The organism is Qingshengfaniella alkalisoli (assembly GCF_007855645.1).
Lineage (GTDB): Bacteria > Pseudomonadota > Alphaproteobacteria > Rhodobacterales > Rhodobacteraceae > Qingshengfaniella > Qingshengfaniella alkalisoli.
The window spans coordinates 287,496-304,212 of the sequence record NZ_CP042263.1 but is presented as its reverse complement, the minus strand read 5'-3'; the positions used below and the strand labels follow the sequence as shown (position 1 = coordinate 304,212).

The following is a 16,717-nucleotide window of genomic DNA, read 5'->3' as shown; positions in this document are numbered from 1 at the left end:
GGGCAGGAGGAGACAGACATATGACAATTGATGTGAAAGTTCCCGATATCGGCGATTTCGATGATGTGCCGGTGGTCAGCATTCTGGTGTCCGTGGGCGATACCGTCGCCGAAGAAGATCCGTTGATCGAACTTGAATCCGACAAGGCGACGCTTGAAGTGCCCAGCCCGGCAGCCGGTAAGGTCAAGGAGATCAAGGTTTCCGAAGGCGATACAGTGTCCGAAGGGTCGCTTATCGTCATCCTGGAAGGTGATGAGTCCGGCGCAGGTGACGACGCTCCGAAGGAGGCGCCCAAAGAAGAACCGAAAGCCGAGAAGAAAGAAGAACCCGCCAAACAGCCCGCCAGAGCGGAAGCGCCCGCTTCGGCGTCCGTCACGGATAAAGGCTTCGGCAAGGTGCACGCGTCGCCATCCGTGCGCGCTTTTGCTCGCAATCTCGACATCGACCTGAACGAAGTGAACGGCACGGGCCGCAAGGGGCGCATCCTGCGCGAGGATGTGACCAAATTCCTCAAGTCGCAATCGGGTCCGGCTGCTGCTGGTGGCGCGGCGTCGGGCGGCATGGGGATCCCGCCGATCCCGAAGGTGGATTTCTCGAAGTTTGGCCCTGTGGAAGACGTGGAGATGAGCCGGATCAAGAAAATCTCCGGCCCCGCGCTGCACCGGTCCTGGCTGAACATCCCGGCGGTCACGCATAACGAAGAAGCCGACATCACCGATCTGGACAAGTACCGCAAGGAGATGGACACCAAGGCCAAGGAAGACGGCTACCGTGTGACGCTTCTGTCCTTCGTCATCAAGGCCAGTGTGTCCGCGCTGAAGGAACATTGGGAGCTGAACAGTTCCGTGCATCCCGACGGCGACAAGCTGATCAAGAAGAACTTCTACAATATCGGCTTTGCGGCGGATACGCCGCAGGGTCTGGTCGTGCCGGTCATCAAGGATGCCGACCGCAAGGGAATCGTCGAGATTTCCAAGGAACTCGGCGATCTGTCGGCAAAAGCCCGTGCGGGCGAGTTGAAGGGCGGCGATATGCAGGGCGCGACCTTCACCATTTCCTCGCTTGGGGGCATCGGAGGCACCAGCTTCACGCCCATCGTGAATGCACCTGAAGTTGCGATCCTTGGCCTGACGCGGTCCAAGATGGCGCCGGTTTGGGATGGCGAGCAGTTCGTGCCGCGCAACATGCTGCCGCTCAGCCTAAGCTATGATCACCGTGCGGTGGACGGGGCGCTGGCCGCTCGCTTCTGTGCAACCCTGAAATTCCTGCTCGGCGATGTGCGCCGGCTGATGTGGTAAGGGGGTGATCCGATGGATGTAAAAGTTCCCGATATAGGCGATTTCGACGAAGTTCCCGTCGTCGGCGTCCTCGTCTCGGTGGGTGACACCGTCGCGAAGGAAGACCCGCTGATCGAGCTGGAATCCGACAAGGCCACGATGGAAGTGCCCAGCCCTGCGGCTGGCACGGTCAAGGAGATCAAGGTCTCCGAAGGCGACAACGTGTCCGAAGGTACGCTGATCGTTGTGCTGGAAAGCGATGATGCGGGGGATGACGGCGGCGAAGAGCCCGAGCAATCGCCCAGATCCGATGCCAAGGAAGAGGCGTCGGAGCCGTCGCGCAAATCCATGGCGCCTCTGCCCAAATCCTATGAACAGGGCGATGTGCATGGCGAGGTCGTGGTTCTGGGCTCCGGTCCCGGCGGCTATTCGGCGGCCTTCCGCGCGGCCGATCTTGGCAAGAAGGTTGTGCTGATCGAACGCAGTCCCACTTTGGGCGGAGTCTGCCTGAATGTGGGCTGTATCCCGTCCAAGGCACTGCTGCACGCGGCCAAGGTCATCACCGAGGCCGAGGAAATGGGTGAGCACGGCATCACCTTCACCAAGCCGAAGGTCGACCTGGACAAGCTACGCGGCTGGAAAGACAGCGTCGTCGGTCAATTGACCGGTGGTCTGCAGGGGCTGGCCAAGGCCCGCAAGGTCACGGTCGTCAACGGCTATGGCAAGTTTTCTGGCACCAACATGATCACCGTTGAAGGCGATGAGGGCATAACCAAGGTCAGCTTCGATCAATGCGTTATTGCGGCGGGGTCCGAGCCGGTCACGCTGCCATTCGTTCCTCATGACGATGATCGTGTGATCGATTCCACCGGCGCGCTGGAATTGACCGACGTGCCCGGAAAATTGCTGGTTCTGGGCGGTGGCATCATCGGTCTGGAAATGGCCTGTGTCTATGATGCGCTTGGGTCCAAGGTGACAGTTGTCGAACTGATGGACCAGATCATTCCGGGTGCCGACAAAGATATCGTCAAACCGCTGATGACCCGGATCGAAGGCCGGTACGAAAATATCCTGCTCAAGACCAAGGTCACGGATGTCAAAGCCCAGAAGAACGGGCTGAAAGTAACGTTCGAGGATGAAAAGGGCGAAAACTCTGCCGCCATTTTCGACAAGGTTCTGGTCGCTGTCGGGCGTAAGCCGAATGGCAAGCTGGTCGACGCCGAAAAGGCAGGCGTTGCCGTTACCGATCGCGGCTTCATCGAGGTCGATCACCAGCAACGCACGAACATCCCGCATATTTTCGCGATTGGGGATGTTGTCGGGCAACCGATGCTTGCTCACAAGGCCGTGCATGAAGGCAAGGTCGCGGCAGAAGTTGCAGCCGGTGAAAAACGGGCATTCGATGCGCGCGTGATCCCGTCAGTTGCCTACACCGACCCCGAGGTCGCATGGTGTGGTCTGACGGAGGCCCAAGCCAAGGAACAAGGCTACAAGGTCGGCAAGGGCGTCATCCCGTGGAAAGCCTCGGGCCGTGCGCTGACCAATGGCCGAACCGAGGGGATGACCAAGGTCATTTTTGATACCGAAGACGACCGCGTCATCGGCGCGGCGATGGTGGGCACGAATGCGGGCGAGTTGATCGCCGAAGCGGCGCTCGCCATCGAAATGGGCGCGGACGCGATCGATCTGGGTCATACCATTCATCCGCACCCGACCCTGTCGGAGACGATCAACTTCGCGGCGGAGATGTATGAGGGCACGATCACCGACCTGATGCCGCCGAAGAAGCGCAAGTAAAACGCTTCCGCCCCCGTCACGGATGGGGGCGGGAATGCCGCTGGAACTGTTCGGGCAATGCCCCTATGGTCGGCACATGATTCATTTATCAGACAAATGGACGATCGGGCACCATGGCTGACCCGGACTGGATCGCGGCTGATCTGGCGGACGGGTGTTTGCGGGTTCGCACCATGCAGGGCAGCATCACGAAAACCCGCAGGACCATCGATGCGACGGAATTGAGCTTCGACGAGATACTGCGCGCATGCTCGGCCGGGCAAACAGAGGTTGTTCTCGCCGGCGCGGGCTGGCTGATGGATCGCCCCGCGCTGCTCCAAGTGCCGGTGAAACCCCTTGCGTCTGGGCTATTGCATGTTGACGGGATCGAAAATGTGTCAGTGCTCCCCTCGTTGATACAGGAGCAGCCTTTCGGAAGGTTGGACGCACAGGCGGCGTCTCTGGCCGGGTTTCTGGGGCTGGCAGACGACTACGAGGGGGTCATTTGCCTGGCGGGTGACACCACCAGCTGGGTTCAGGTGTCTGCCGGCGAGGTGGTAAGCTTCCAGACCTTCGCAACCGGCAGGATGCAGCTTGGCGTTACCAAGTTGGACAAAGAGTGCGATCACGGTGGGCAGTTTCTGGATGCGGTCGACGAGGGCTTGGCTCGCCCCGAACGTGTGGCAGGGCGCGTGTCGGAATGGACGACCATGGCGCAGATGGGCATGTTGGACGGAAGCGCGATGAACGCGCGACTTCGTGGTGCGTTCATCGGGATGGAACTGGGCGCGGCCCGCCCGTTCTGGCTTGGCCGGCAGGTTGCGGTCATCGCGGACGGGCCGCGTCAGGCGGATTATGTCGCGGCATTGGAACGACAGGGTGTTGCGCCGATACAGACCGACGCGGAAACGGCGATTTGCGCGGGCCTTGCCGCGGCGCGACGTTCGATGAAAACATCATAACATTAGATACTTAGGGGATAGGGCTGATGGGACTGGAAATGTCACCGGGCGTGTATGAGTTCGGAAGCGATCAGGACGGAAACCGTGTGGATCGCGTGGTGCTGTCAAATGGAGAACTGACCGTCGCGATGCTGACGCGCGGAGCGATATTGCAGGATGTTCGCCTGAAGGATGTGCCGTATTCGCTGACCCTTGGGGCGAATGATCTTGCGCCCTACCTAGACGGAATGGCCTATTTCGGTGCTTTGGTCGGGCCTGTGGTGAACCGGATTTCGGGCGCAAAGGCTGAATTGAGCGGACAAAGCTACAGCTTCGATCCAAATCAGGACAGGCGCATCACGTTGCACAGTGGCAAGGCGTCGACATCCGCGAAGATCTGGACCATTGCCGAGCGCAGCGAGACCGAGGTCGAGTTCACGCTGAAGCTGTCAGATGGCGACGGTGGCTTTCCCGGCAATCGAGACGTCCGGGCGCGGTTCGCCCTGGACGGCACCCGGCTGTCGATGACCGTGTCGGCGACAACGGATAAGACAACATGGGTCAACTTTGCCAATCACAGCTATTGGAATATGGATGGCACGCCCAGCTATGCCGGGCACACGCTGCGGATCGCGGCCGATCGGTACTGCGTTGCGGATGACGACGCAATGGTGACGGGCGAGTTGCGCGATGTGGAGGGAACCGGATTCGACTTGCGTGACGGGCGCGCTCTGTCGCCGGGTGATGACCCGCACTATGACACGAATTTCTGCCTGGCCGATGGTAAGCGGGCCGTCACGCCTATTGCACGTCTGACGGGCACCTCGGGCATATCCATGGATATGGCGTCAACCGAACCCGGGCTTCAGGTTTATGACGCGAAGCGGCAGGCACCGGGCAAGGCCAAGAACCATGCGGGTGAGGAATACGGCCCCTATTGCGGACTGGCAATGGAGGCCCAGTGCTGGCCCGACGCGCCGAACAAGCCAGACTTCCCGTCAATCGTTCTGCGCGAAGGCGAGCGTTACGAACAGGTGACCACTTATACCTTCAGCCGGTAACGAGTGGTCGCTTGCAAGCCGGGGCGAGGACGCGAGATGCGTCCTCGATCATTTTGTCAGGATCAGCTTGCCGGCTCGGGTGATGCGCAACACATAGACCTGATCGTCCAGCAGGATATTGGCTTGTGTGCCGTCCTGGGTCAGATCGCGCGCGTCGAATACCGGCAGCGATTGCGTGGCGTGGGGCATGGTGGCGAGGGGCGGAACATTTGAATAGGCGTTCATTGGTGATGTCTCGTCCTGTCGGTTTTCGATTCCAGCGCCTGTCTGTGACGCTCTGTATAGTTTAGCGATTTAATTAGGTATTTCAATCCTGATTATTTTGCTTTGTTACTTTTGGCGCGATATGCAAATTCGCATATCGGGTTTCCTTTCATTTGGATTGCTATGCAGAAACCTTTCATGGTTTTCTGCGTCCGACATTAGGTGGAGGTTTTCAGATGGCCGAGATCGGGCATTTCATCAACAATACAAAGGTTGCGGGTACTTCGGGGCGTCAGCAGCCAGTCTTCAACCCTGCTACGGGCGCAAGCGAAACGCAGGTCGCGTTAGCCTCGGTCGAAGAGGTTGGCCAGGTGGTCGCCGCCGCGAAAGCCGCGTGGCCGGAATGGTCGAAGACACCGGCGTTGCGGCGTGCGCGCGTCCTCGACAAGTTCAAGTCCATCCTTTGGGAGCGGGCCGATGAACTGGCCGAGGCGATCAGCCGCGAACACGGCAAAACACATGATGATGCGCTAGGCGAGGTTACGCGCGGGCTGGAAGTTGTGGAATTTGCCACCGCCGCGCCGACTTTCCTGAAGGGCGAGTTCTCCGAGAATGTCGGCACTGGTGTCGATACGCATATGATCCGCCAATCGCTTGGCGTGGTCGCGGGTATCACTCCGTTCAACTTTCCGGCGATGGTGCCGATGTGGATGTTCCCCGTCGCGATTGCCTGTGGAAACACCTTCATTCTGAAGCCATCCGAGCGTGATCCGTCCGCCTCCATTCTGTTGGGCGAATGGCTGGCGGAGGCGGGCCTGCCCGAGGGTGTTTTCAACGTCGTCCAGGGGGACAAAGTTGCCGTCGATGCGCTGCTTGACCATCCGGACGTCAAGGCGGTGTCGTTCGTCGGATCAACCCCGATTGCACAATACATCCATCAGACCGGCACGGCCAACGGCAAGCGTGTTCAGGCGCTGGGTGGCGCGAAGAACCACATGGTCATCATGCCGGATGCTGATCTGGACATGGCCGCGGGCGCATTGATGGGCGCGGCATATGGGTCTGCCGGTGAACGCTGCATGGCCATTTCAGTTGCGGTTCCGGTGACGGATGCAGTTGCAGACGCCCTGGTCGAAAAGCTGATTCCCAAGATCGAGGCGCTGAAGATCGGCCCCGCAGCCGACAGAAGTTCCGACATGGGTCCGCTCGTCACCCGGCAGCATCTGGAAAAGGTGACGGGCTATATCGACAAGGGCGAATCCGAAGGTGCGAAGGTCGTGGTTGACGGGCGCGGGTTCAGGATGGACCGGCAGGGTTACGAGGACGGCTATTACATCGGCGGCACGCTGATAGACAATGTCACGCCCGATATGACCATCTGGAAGGACGAGATTTTCGGGCCGGTCCTGTCGATGGTGCGCCGGGACAGTTATCAGGATGCGGTCGATCTGATCCATGATCACAGCTATGCCAACGGGGTATCGGTCTTCACGCGTGACGGTGACGTGGCGCGCAACTTCAGCCAGGATATCGAAGTCGGCATGGTCGGTGTGAACGTTCCTATTCCCGTTCCGATGGCATTCTACAGCTTCGGCGGCTGGAAAGCGTCGTTGTTCGGTGACCACCACATGCACGGAATGGAAGGCGTTCGCTTCTATACCCGCATGAAGACGACGACGACACGCTGGCCCACGGGTATGCGGACGGACCCTGAATTCGTCATGCCGACGCTGGGTTGATCCGACACGGGCCGCCGGAACGTTTCGGTGGCCCTTTCCTTACAGGTGCAGGTAACGTTCGCGGATGTCGTTTGCGGCCAGAAACGCGGCATTCGTGCCCTGCCAGACCACTTTTCCCTTTTCCAGAACGTGATGCCGGTCGGCGATGCGCGTCAGCGCATCCACATTCTTGTCGATCACGAGAATGGACTGCCCTTGCGATTTCAGCAGGGACAGGCAGTCCCAAATGGTTTGACGGATGAGAGGGGCAAGTCCCTCCGTGGCCTCATCCAGCACCAGCAGCCGGGGATTGGTCATCAGTGCCCGTCCGATGGCAAGCATTTGCTGTTCGCCGCCAGATAGCTGGTTTCCGAAATTGTCACGCCGCGCGGCAAGTCCGGGAAACAGGTCGTAGATGCGCTCGGAAGTCCAGCCGCCGGATTCGGGTCGCGCAGTCGCGACCAGGTTCTCGTGCACGGTCAGCGTCGGAAAAACCTGGCGCCCCTCCGGCACCAGTCCAAGCCCCGCTGCTGCCCGTCGATGGGACGGCGTGCCGGACAATCGGATGCCGCCAAGCGAGACGGCACCTTTTTGCACCGGGATCAGGCCGAAGATCGAATGGATGGTTGTCGTCTTGCCCATCCCGTTGCGGCCCAGAAGCGTTGCAACCTCGCCCGCGCCCACGTGCAGATCGACACCAAACAGGACGCGGCTGTCGCCGTAGGCGGTGTGCAGATCGGTGACGGTCAGCATCAGGACGCATCCTCGCCCAGATAGGCCTCGCGCACCTCTCGGTTTCGGCGGATATCCGCGCCCGGTCCGGTGGCGATCAGGCGGCCATAGACCAGCACGGAAATCTTGTCGGCCAGGGCAAACACCGCGTTCATGTCATGTTCGACCAGAAGGATGCTGAGTTGTCCTTTCAACTTCAGCAGCAGGTCAACCAGGGCGTCGGCCTCCTCGGGCCCTGTGCCTGCCAGGGGTTCGTCCAGTAAAAGCATGCGGGGTCGGGTGGCGAGTGCGATGGCGATTTCCAACTGCCTCTGCTCGCCATGCGATAACGCGCCGGCCAGGTCGTTTGCACGGTCGGTCAGGCCAACATCCGTCAGCGCCGCCATGGATTGATCATTCAGTGCGCGTTCGTGCTTGGCGGGACGAAAGAAGCGAAAGCTCGATCCGGATCGCGCCTGCACCGCCAGGGCCACGTTGTCGCGAACCGTGAAGCGGGGCAGAACCGAGGTGATCTGGAACGACCGTGCCAGCCCCAGCCGTGCGCGGTGCGGCATGTCCAGATCGGTGACGTCGGTGCCGAAAAACGAAACTGTCCCATCGTCGGGGCCAAGTTGGCCGCAAAGCTGGTGGATCAGCGTGGTCTTGCCCGCGCCGTTGGGTCCGATCAGCGCGTGCAAGCTGCCTTCGGTCACGTCGAGATTTACGTCATCGGTGACCTGCAGGGCGCCGAAGGACTTGCGCAGGTTTCGAACTGACAGCGCGGTCATTGGCCTCTCCGCAGTTTGCGCAAGGCACCCGTCAGACCTCCGGGGGAAAACAGCACAACCAGCACCAGCACCAGCCCGAACAGCAGCGGCCAGTGGTCGGTCAGCATGCCGAACCATTCTTCCAGAAGAAGTGCAATCACCGCACCGCCAATCGCGCCTGTCAGTGTGCCGATGCCACCCAGAACGACCATGACGATCAATTCGCCCGAGCGATGCCAGTTCATGAAGGCGGGGGAAACGAATTCGGCCTGGTTGGCCAGCAAGACACCCGCGACAGATGTGATGCATCCGGAAATGACATAGGCCGTCAACTGATAGCGAAAAGGAGAAAAGCCGATGGCTTCCATCCTGGTGATATTCTCGCGGGTGCCGGTCAGGACGCGCCCGAAACGCGATCCGACAATGGCGCTGCACAGCGCATAAAGGGCAATGAGCAGCCCCAGCGCGACACAGAACAGCGTCAGGTCGTTTTCCAGTACGGGCTGCCCGAACAGGGTGGACCGCATGGGCAACGTCACCCCGTCGTCGCCGCCGAGGGCCGACAGCGACACGAAGAAGAAATACGCCATCTGCCCGAAGGCCAGCGTGATCATGATGAAATAGACACCGCGTGTGCGCAGCGACAGCGCGCCGGTGGGCAGGGCGAACAGGGCCGACAAGGTCACCCCCAGCGCCAGATGCGCGAACAGGTCGGTGATCCCGAACCGGCTGAGGATCGCAACGGCATAGGCGCCGAACCCCAGATAGGCGGCGTGGCCGAAGGACACCATCGCGCCGAAGCCAAGGATCAGATCCAGCGCCATCGCGGCGATGGCAAAGGCCAGCATGCGCGTGGCGATGACCAGCAGGAACGGATCGTCCAGCAGCGCGGCAAGCACAGGCACTGTTGCGAAGGCGGCGAACAGGACGAGCGCAACCTTGCTGCGGGCTTCCATAGCGTGGGTCACGATTGCGCCCGTCCGAACAGACCGGATGGACGCCAGACCAGAACGGCGGCCATAAGGAAATAGACCAGCATCGGGGCAAGGGTGCGCCCGGCTTGCGAAGCGGCGGCTGGGTCCAAGATAGCGCGCAGCAGGATCGGGCCGAAGCTGCGGCCCAGAGTGTCGATCAGCCCGACCATCAGCGCAGCGACGAATGCGCCTTTGACGGACCCGATGCCGCCGATCACGATGACGACGAAGGCGAGGATCAGCACGCTTTCACCCATCCCGCTATCGACCGACAGGATCGGTGCGACCAGCGCGCCGGCCAAGCCTGCCAGCAACGCGCCGAAGCCGAAAACGAAGGTGAACAGGCGGTTTACATCGACACCAAGCGCCGACAGCATCGGTCGGTTCGTCGCGCCCGCCCGCAACCGCATGCCGATGCGGGTATGGCGGATCAACAGATACAGACCCAGAGCAACCAGAAGCCCAACGGCGATGACAGCCAGGCGGTAAACAGGGTATTTCAGCGGGCCAATCAGCGGGATCGACCCTGACAGGATTGCAGGCATCGGCGCGGTCAGAGGGGAGGGCCCCCAGATGATCTCCACCCCTTCCGTGATGATCAGGATCAGCCCAAATGTGGCGAGAACCTGATCCAGATGCGACCTCTCATAAAGTCTTCGAAACACCAACCTTTCCAGCATTAACCCAACGACCAGGATCGCCGGCAGCGCCAGCAATAGCCCCGCGCCGTAGCTGCCGGTTACCGCGCTGAAGCTTGCCAGCAGATACGCCCCGATCATGTAGAGCGCACCATGGGCGAGGTTCACGAAATCCATGATTCCGAACACGAGCGTCAAACCCGCGGAAATCAGAAACAGCAGGATACCCAGCTGAACACCGTTCAGCACTTGTAACAGGAACAGATTGGTCATCGGCGGTGGCTTGCGCCCTTATTCCATCGTACAATCGGCAGCATAGCTGTCGGAATAGTCATCGAAGATTTTGTCGACGATGGAGGTCTGGAAGTTTCCATCCTCGCGCTTCACGACCTCGGCCAGATAGAAATCCTGAACGGGGAAATGGTTCGGGCCGAAGCTGAAATCGCCACGCAGGCTGGTGAAATCGGCGGCTTCCAAAGCGGCGCGCAGCGCGCCCTTGTCATCGAGATTGCCACCGACAGACCGCACCGCCGCGTCGATCAGAAGGGCCGCGTCATAGCCGTGCATGGCGTAGCTCGCGGGCACCTTGCCATAGGTTTCTTCATAAGCGGCAACGAAGGCCCTGTTTTCCGGCGTGTCCAGATCGGGTGCCCAGTTCGTGCCGGAATAGAATCCCACTGCGGCGTCCTGTTGGGCGGGCAGGGTGCTTTCATCAACTGTGAAGGCGGAGAGGAACGGGATCGTTTCCAGCCCGGCCTGACGGTATTGCTTCACGAGGTTCACACCCATGCCGCCCGGCATGAAAGTGAACAGCGCGTCTGGCTGCATGGCTGCGATCTGCGCGAGTTCGGCTGAGAAATCGAGCTGGCCGAGCTGGGTGTAGATTTCGCCCGCTTCCCCGCCCGAGTAGCTGTGTTTGAAGCCCGCCAGGCTGTCCTTGCCGGCCTGGTAGTTGGGCGCCATCAGGAAAACGTTGTCATAGCCCTGTGTCTGCGCATAGGCACCCATGACCTCGTGGTTCTGGTCGTTCTGATAGGACACGGCGAAGAAGTTCGGATTGCATTCCGCTCCGGCCAGGGGCGATGGACCCGCATTTGGACTGATGAGGAAGGCGTCGGCCTCGGTTACCGGCTTGTAAATCGCCATTGCGATGTTGGAAAAGATCGGGCCGACAACGAAATCCGCGCCGTCACGCTCGACCAACTCGCGGGCCTTGTTCGCGGCCACGTCGGGTTTCTGTTCGTCATCGACGATGATCACTTCGGTTGGAACACCGCCGATTTCCTTGATGTTCTCCACGGCCAGCAGGAAACCATCACGCGCCTGTTCGCCCAATGACGCGGCAGGGCCGGACAGGGTCAGCATCACGCCGATCTTCAACGGTTCGTCCTGCGCGCTGGCGGCTGATGCAAGTGCTGTGCTGGTCAGAAGGGTGGCGGCGATTCTCGCGGCTGTGGTCATCATTGTCTCCCGTCGGTGGCACGCCGTCTGGAACGGCTTTTGTAGATCTGCCGCAAGATGCGTCATTCTGGCGGCCTTGCCTAGCGCCGATCTGCCCGCGCACCACATCTGTTGTCGAACTGCACGGGGCTGTGTGACTACAGCAAGCCCCGCGATGCAAGGTTGCGCATCAGATGGCTGACGCCGAAGGTCCATTCGGGGCACTCGGTGGACAGCCGGACCGTGTTGGACAGCGTCCCGAAGCCGGGGGCGGAGATGCTGACGACATCCCCGATCTTGTGGGTAAACCCTTCGCCCGGAACATCACGGTCATCCGTGGGCGCAAACAATGTGCCGAGAAACAGCATGAAGCCATCGGGATACTGGTGATGCCGCCCGACGGTCTGGCGTACCAGATCTTCGGGGTCACGGCTGATTTCCTTCATCGAGGAATGGCCTGTCAGCTCATACCCGTCGGTGCCCTTGACCGACATGGTCAGTTCAGCGCCGCGGACGTCGTCAAGGCCGAAACTGTCATCGAACAGACGGATCATTGGACCGATCGCGCAGGAGGCGTTGTTGTCCTTCGCCTTGGACAGCAGCAGCGCGGAGCGACCTTCCACATCCCGCAGGTTGACGTCATTGCCAAGGGTTGCACCGACAATCTTGCCGGTGGACGCGACAGTCAGAACGACCTCCGGTTCCGGATTGTTCCATTTGGATATGGGATGCAGCCCGACTTCGGCGCCAAAGCCGACCGATGACAGGGTTTGCCCCTTGGAAAACACCTCTGCATCAGGTCCGATTCCAACTTCCAGGTATTGCGACCACAGGCCTTCCTGGATCAGCGCCTCTTTTACCTTCATCGCCTCGGGCGAGCCCGCCTTCAGATTGCGCAGGCTGCCGCCGATGATGTCGCCGATGCGGCCCCGGATTTCTTGTGCACGCGTCGGATCGCCGGCCGCTTGTTCCTCGATCACACGCTCGACCATGGATTGTGCAAAGGTGACGCCGCAGGCCTTCACCGCTTGCAGATCGCATGGCGCGAGGAAGTGGAAATCCACCTTGCCTGTGGCGATATCGTCGAGGCTGCACAGAACGGCGCCATCCGCGCTTCGCACATAGGCGGCCGGGTCTGCAATTTCGCAGATGTCGCGCACGGTGGGGGCGGCGGCTGACGTGATGTCCACCAGGCTGCCATCGCGCAGCGTAACCACGGACGGTCCGCTGACATGCGGGTTCCAGACACGACCAAGAAAGACGCCTGAACGATCTGCGGCGGGGATGATGTTCTGCACGGAAAGCTCCGGATGTTGTGGCTTCAATTTTCGCGCACTTTAGCGAGAAGATTCCAATTGTCCAACAACCTGATGACATGATGTTTGGCATGGCGCTTGCGGGCCGGTGCGGCTTTGCGTAGCAGTGCGTTGCGCGAGAGGAGACCAACGCCGATGTTCGACCAGCCCCTGAAAATCGCCTGTGTGGGTGAAGCCATGATCGAGATGTCGCTGACCGATGACGCCGATAGTGCAGCGATCGGATTCGCCGGCGACACCCTGAACACGGCGATTTACCTGCGACGCCAGCTGGATCCGGCGCATGAGGTCGCTTTCGTGTCTGTCGTGGGCCAGGACCAGCTCTCCGAGCGTATGCTGCGGTTCATCGCGGATCAGGGCGTGGCGACCAGTGTCATTCGGCGTGACGAGGCGCGGCTGCCCGGAATCTACGCTATCGCCACGGACGACAAGGGCGAGCGCAGCTTTTCCTACTGGCGCGATCAAAGCGCTGCGCGGCTGCTGTTTCAGGGCGGTGACTTTTCGGCGCTGGATGGCTTCGACGTGGTCTATCTGTCGGCGATCACTCTTGCGATCCTGGCACAGGATGTTCGTGACGCGCTGTTCGACTGGGTCGAAGCGTTTCGCGCCAAGGGCGGATTGTTCGCGTTCGATTCCAACTATCGCCCCCGCTTGTGGCCGGATGTGAAAACCGCGCAGGACAATGTGGCGCGCGCATGGCGGCTGGCCGATATTGGCTTGCCCTCTGTGGATGATGAGGCGCAGTTGTTCGGTGATGGGTCGGAAGAGGCGACCAAGGCCCGTCTCGAAGACTATGGTATCGTGATGGGCGCGTTGAAGCGGGGGGCCTCCGGCCCGTTGCCAATCAACGCGGAGGTGGACCGGCTGCCCGACTTTCAGCCAGCACATAGCGTCGTGGATACGACTGCGGCGGGTGACAGCTTCAATGGCGGGTTTCTGGCGGCGCATCTATCCGGCGCGTCATTGGCGGATGCGATGCTTGCCGGGCATGATCTGGCCGCCTATGTCGTAGGCTTTCGTGGGGCGATTGCGCCGAAAAGCTGACGCTTGGCCTTTGCGCGGCGGCGTGATCTTATCGCGGCATGAATTGGGATGATGCGCGGCTCTTTCTGGCGGTGGCGCGAAGCGGGCAGATGTTGTCGGCGGCGCGTAGCCTCGGGATCAATCAGGCGACACTTTCGCGGCGGATGCGGGTGTTGGAGGACAGCCTCCAGGTGCGGCTTCTCGACCGCCATCCGCAGGGATGCCATCTGACGGATGAAGGCCGTGCCTTGATGGCGCGGTTGGAGCGTGCCGAAACCGAGTTCCTGCAGGCCGAGGGCGAAATCGGCGGAACCGCCCGAGATGTTGCCGGAACTGTGCGGATCGGTGCGCCTGATGGGTTCGGGACCGCCTTTCTGGCGCCGCGTCTGCCGCAGTTCATCCAGCAATATCCGCAAATGTCGGTGCAGCTTGTCCCGGTCCCGCGCAGTTTTTCGTTGTCGCAGCGCGAAGCGGACATTGCGGTGATGGTCGGGCGGCCTGAACAAGGACAGTTGATCGGCCGTAAGCTGACAGATTACAGCTTGAGCCTTTATGCCGCCGACAGCTATCTGGCGAACGCACCTGCCTTGGCGGCACCAGACGACCTGCGTGATCATATGCTGGTGGGCTATGTGCATGATTTGATCTATGCGTCGGCGCTTGGTTTCACCGAACGCTTCTGGCGTGGTTGGAGAAGCCGGATCGAGGTCGCCAGCGCCCTCGGGCAGCAGGAAGTCGTGCGCGCGGGCGGCGGCGTGGGCGTGCTGCATGATTACCTCGTCACACCCCAGATGGGACTGCGCCGCGTGTTGCCGGAACTGACGGTCACCTTGTCGTACTGGCTGGTCTACCATCCGTCGCTGCGCGGGGTCCGGCGTGTTCAAGTGATGGCGGATTTCCTGAAAGATATCTGCCATAACATCCACGTTACATCCAATTAGGTGGAATTCCTGACTGTGACATCTTGAACAACTCGGCAAGATTAATGCGTGTGCCGGGAATTTTTCGTGCAAGATCGCCAAAGATTCCGTAGCTTAACGTTAAATTTGTATGGTTGAATTTGTATGGAGGGATTTGTGCCGGGTCTTCGATCAGTGAAACGCGAGGCGGGGCTGGCTGCGATAGCGCGCGGGCGCAGCGTGGCATTGATCATGCTGATCCTGCCGGGGCTGGCACAGGCCCAGACAGCCAGCCAGATCACACCAGACAGTTTTGAGCCGCCATTGCCACGGGTCAGCGGCAGTGTCGACTTTTCTGGTCAGGCCGGGTTGCAGGCTCCGGCAGGTGCCGATCAGCTATCGGTGACGATTTCTGGCGTGGACATCACCGGCGAATTGCCCAGTCTTGAGCCAGCGGGCCAGCGACTGCGCGACAAACTGGTGGGCGGCCCGGTGCCAGTGTCCGATATATTCGCCGCGTCGAGTGCGCTGGAGGCCGAATACGCCCGCAAAGGATATGTCTTGGCCCGTGTCGTGCTTCCCGCGCAATCGCTGCGTGATGGCGGACGGCTGCGCTTGGTGGTCGTCAACGGCTATGTCGAGCGGATCGACAGCAGCGGCGTTCCCCCAGAGGTCGCGGGTCGGATCGCTGAGGTCACGACGCCTTTGGTGGGCAAGCGCGGGCTGAAGATCGGCGAAATTGAACGCAGACTTCTGACGGCCGGCGACACGGCAGGTGTCTCGCTGCGGTCTGCCCTGTCGCCAGGGTCGGCATCGGGCGCGACCGTGCTGACGCTGGATGGTGACTTCGATCCGGTATCGGGGTTCATCGGTCTGGACAACACCTTGGCGGAGGAACTTGGTACTTGGTCGCTCTCGGCCGGCGTCGACGTCAACAGTGCCTTGGGCTTGGGCGAAACCCTGTATCTGCGCATGTCGGGCTACCCGGGTGAGCCTTTCAGCGATGCGGGGCTGTTCGCGGATGAACCGCGGACCCGGACCATCGCGGGCGGTGCAATCGTCCCCGTCGGCATTGATGGCATGACCATCAACATCGAGGGCACGAAAAGTCAGACGGCTCCCGATCCGGATGAAGACCTGCGCACCACCAGTGATTTTGAACGCCTGTCGCTGCGCTTGCGGTATCCGTGGATACGGACGCGGGCCTTGACGTTGAGTTCCGAGGTCATTTTCGACGCGCAATCAGAAGACGTCTACCTGGTCACGCCGGATGACAAATTTACCTTATCCTCTGATGCGGTTCGCGTGTTACGGCTGGCGGGCGACGCCAACTGGTTGTCGGAAGCGGGTCAGTTCGCGGCGGGGCGGGCGATCCTGTCCTTCGGGTTGGACGCGTTTGGCGCACGCGGCGAGGACGATGCGACGCTTGCCAAGCCCTTGTCACGGCAGGGCGCGGATGCAGAGTTCACCAAACTGGAATTGTCCGGCCAGTTTTCACAGCCATTGCCGGCAAATCTCGGGCTGACGGTCTCCGGCCGCGCCCAGACCTCGTTCGGCGACCCGCTGGTGACGAGCGAGCAATTCGGGGTTGCCTCCTTGCAGGAACTGTCGGCCTTCGATTCCGGCACGCTTTACGGCGATAGTGGCTGGATGCTTCGCGGAGATTTGCAGGCGCCACGTGATTTCGGACGTCCCGGCGCGGCGCTGTTGATCACGCCTTACGTGTTCGGTGCGGCGGGACAGCTGTTTCTGGAAGAACCTACCGCGCTTGAGGAAGAGACCACCAATGTCTCGACCGTCGGGGTCGGCGTCGAAATCTATCGCGGTTTAGGCAATTACTTTTCAGACGCGTCACTGACACTGGAGGCCGCAAGAGGCTTTCGCGATGATGGCGGCGATGACGAAGACAGATTTACCTTGGTCGGGTCGATCCGGTTCTAAGGCTTCAGAGCCGGGACACGATCCGACGCTA

At 60.8% G+C, this 16,717-nt stretch carries 15 protein-coding genes; 8 read left to right on the top strand and 7 right to left on the bottom strand.

Annotated elements, in window-relative coordinates; all coding sequences use genetic code 11:
* Positions 1 to 20: 20 nt before the first annotated feature.
* The 4 genes from aceF (at position 21) to FPZ52_RS14710 (ending at position 5,055) form a co-directional block, all read left to right on the top strand.
* Positions 21 to 1,298, top strand: coding sequence for a dihydrolipoyllysine-residue acetyltransferase (aceF, locus tag FPZ52_RS14725; RefSeq protein WP_146366363.1), 1,278 nt, complete (start codon positions 21 to 23; stop codon positions 1,296 to 1,298).
* A 12-nt stretch (positions 1,299 to 1,310) separates the two neighbouring features.
* The gene (gene lpdA, locus FPZ52_RS14720) at positions 1,311 to 3,074 is read left to right on the top strand and encodes a dihydrolipoyl dehydrogenase (protein WP_146366362.1); all 1,764 of its coding nucleotides are present in this window, start codon (positions 1,311 to 1,313) and stop codon (positions 3,072 to 3,074) included.
* A gap of 113 nt (positions 3,075 to 3,187) precedes the next feature.
* Complete coding sequence (locus FPZ52_RS14715) at positions 3,188 to 4,015, top strand: 2-dehydro-3-deoxygalactonokinase (protein WP_146366361.1); 828 nt, start codon at positions 3,188 to 3,190, stop codon at positions 4,013 to 4,015.
* A 26-nt stretch (positions 4,016 to 4,041) separates the two neighbouring features.
* Positions 4,042 to 5,055 (top strand): aldose epimerase family protein, encoded by a 1,014-nt coding sequence (locus FPZ52_RS14710; RefSeq protein ID WP_240804475.1) that lies wholly within the window; start codon positions 4,042 to 4,044, stop codon positions 5,053 to 5,055.
* A gap of 48 nt (positions 5,056 to 5,103) precedes the next feature.
* On the opposite strand, the gene hemP is transcribed toward FPZ52_RS14710, so the two are convergent.
* On the bottom strand, positions 5,104 to 5,244 hold the full coding sequence (hemP, locus tag FPZ52_RS14705; protein WP_240804494.1) for a hemin uptake protein HemP: 141 nt from the start codon (positions 5,242 to 5,244) through the stop codon (positions 5,104 to 5,106).
* A 251-nt stretch (positions 5,245 to 5,495) separates the two neighbouring features.
* On the opposite strand from hemP, the gene FPZ52_RS14700 reads away from it, so the two are divergent.
* Entirely contained in the window at positions 5,496 to 6,998 is a 1,503-nt protein-coding gene (locus FPZ52_RS14700) for a CoA-acylating methylmalonate-semialdehyde dehydrogenase (protein WP_146366359.1), read from the top strand.
* A 39-nt stretch (positions 6,999 to 7,037) separates the two neighbouring features.
* On the opposite strand, the gene FPZ52_RS14695 is transcribed toward FPZ52_RS14700, so the two are convergent.
* From FPZ52_RS14695 to FPZ52_RS14670, 6 genes are all read right to left on the bottom strand, one after another.
* On the bottom strand, positions 7,038 to 7,730 hold the full coding sequence (locus FPZ52_RS14695; RefSeq protein WP_146366358.1) for an ABC transporter ATP-binding protein: 693 nt from the start codon (positions 7,728 to 7,730) through the stop codon (positions 7,038 to 7,040).
* On the bottom strand, positions 7,730 to 8,476 hold the full coding sequence (locus FPZ52_RS14690; RefSeq protein WP_146366357.1) for an ABC transporter ATP-binding protein: 747 nt from the start codon (positions 8,474 to 8,476) through the stop codon (positions 7,730 to 7,732). The genes FPZ52_RS14695 and FPZ52_RS14690 overlap by 1 nt, the downstream gene beginning before the upstream one ends.
* Positions 8,473 to 9,411: a branched-chain amino acid ABC transporter permease gene (locus FPZ52_RS14685; protein ID WP_146366439.1), complete on the bottom strand. Its 939-nt coding sequence runs from the start codon at positions 9,409 to 9,411 to the stop codon at positions 8,473 to 8,475. The genes FPZ52_RS14690 and FPZ52_RS14685 overlap by 4 nt, the downstream gene beginning before the upstream one ends.
* 8 nt (positions 9,412 to 9,419) lie before the next feature.
* On the bottom strand, positions 9,420 to 10,340 hold the full coding sequence (locus FPZ52_RS14680) for a branched-chain amino acid ABC transporter permease (RefSeq protein ID WP_146366356.1): 921 nt from the start codon (positions 10,338 to 10,340) through the stop codon (positions 9,420 to 9,422).
* A gap of 18 nt (positions 10,341 to 10,358) precedes the next feature.
* Complete coding sequence (locus FPZ52_RS14675; RefSeq protein WP_146366438.1) at positions 10,359 to 11,528, bottom strand: ABC transporter substrate-binding protein; 1,170 nt, start codon at positions 11,526 to 11,528, stop codon at positions 10,359 to 10,361.
* 137 nt (positions 11,529 to 11,665) lie between these two features.
* Positions 11,666 to 12,805 carry a fumarylacetoacetate hydrolase family protein gene (locus FPZ52_RS14670; protein WP_420851723.1) on the bottom strand — a complete coding sequence of 380 codons (1,140 nt, stop codon included), beginning with the start codon at positions 12,803 to 12,805 and terminating at the stop codon, positions 11,666 to 11,668.
* A 153-nt stretch (positions 12,806 to 12,958) separates the two neighbouring features.
* Between FPZ52_RS14670 and FPZ52_RS14665 the strand changes: the two genes are divergently transcribed.
* The 3 genes from FPZ52_RS14665 (at position 12,959) to FPZ52_RS14655 (ending at position 16,686) form a co-directional block, all read left to right on the top strand.
* Positions 12,959 to 13,867, top strand: coding sequence for a sugar kinase (locus tag FPZ52_RS14665; protein ID WP_146366355.1), 909 nt, complete (start codon positions 12,959 to 12,961; stop codon positions 13,865 to 13,867).
* A 38-nt stretch (positions 13,868 to 13,905) separates the two neighbouring features.
* On the top strand, positions 13,906 to 14,787 hold the full coding sequence (locus FPZ52_RS14660) for a LysR family transcriptional regulator (RefSeq protein ID WP_146366354.1): 882 nt from the start codon (positions 13,906 to 13,908) through the stop codon (positions 14,785 to 14,787).
* Positions 14,788 to 14,922: 135 nt separating this feature from the next.
* Positions 14,923 to 16,686, top strand: a complete 1,764-nt coding sequence (locus FPZ52_RS14655; RefSeq protein WP_168201374.1) for a ShlB/FhaC/HecB family hemolysin secretion/activation protein — start codon at positions 14,923 to 14,925, stop codon at positions 16,684 to 16,686.
* The last annotated feature ends 31 nt before the right edge of the window (positions 16,687 to 16,717 follow it).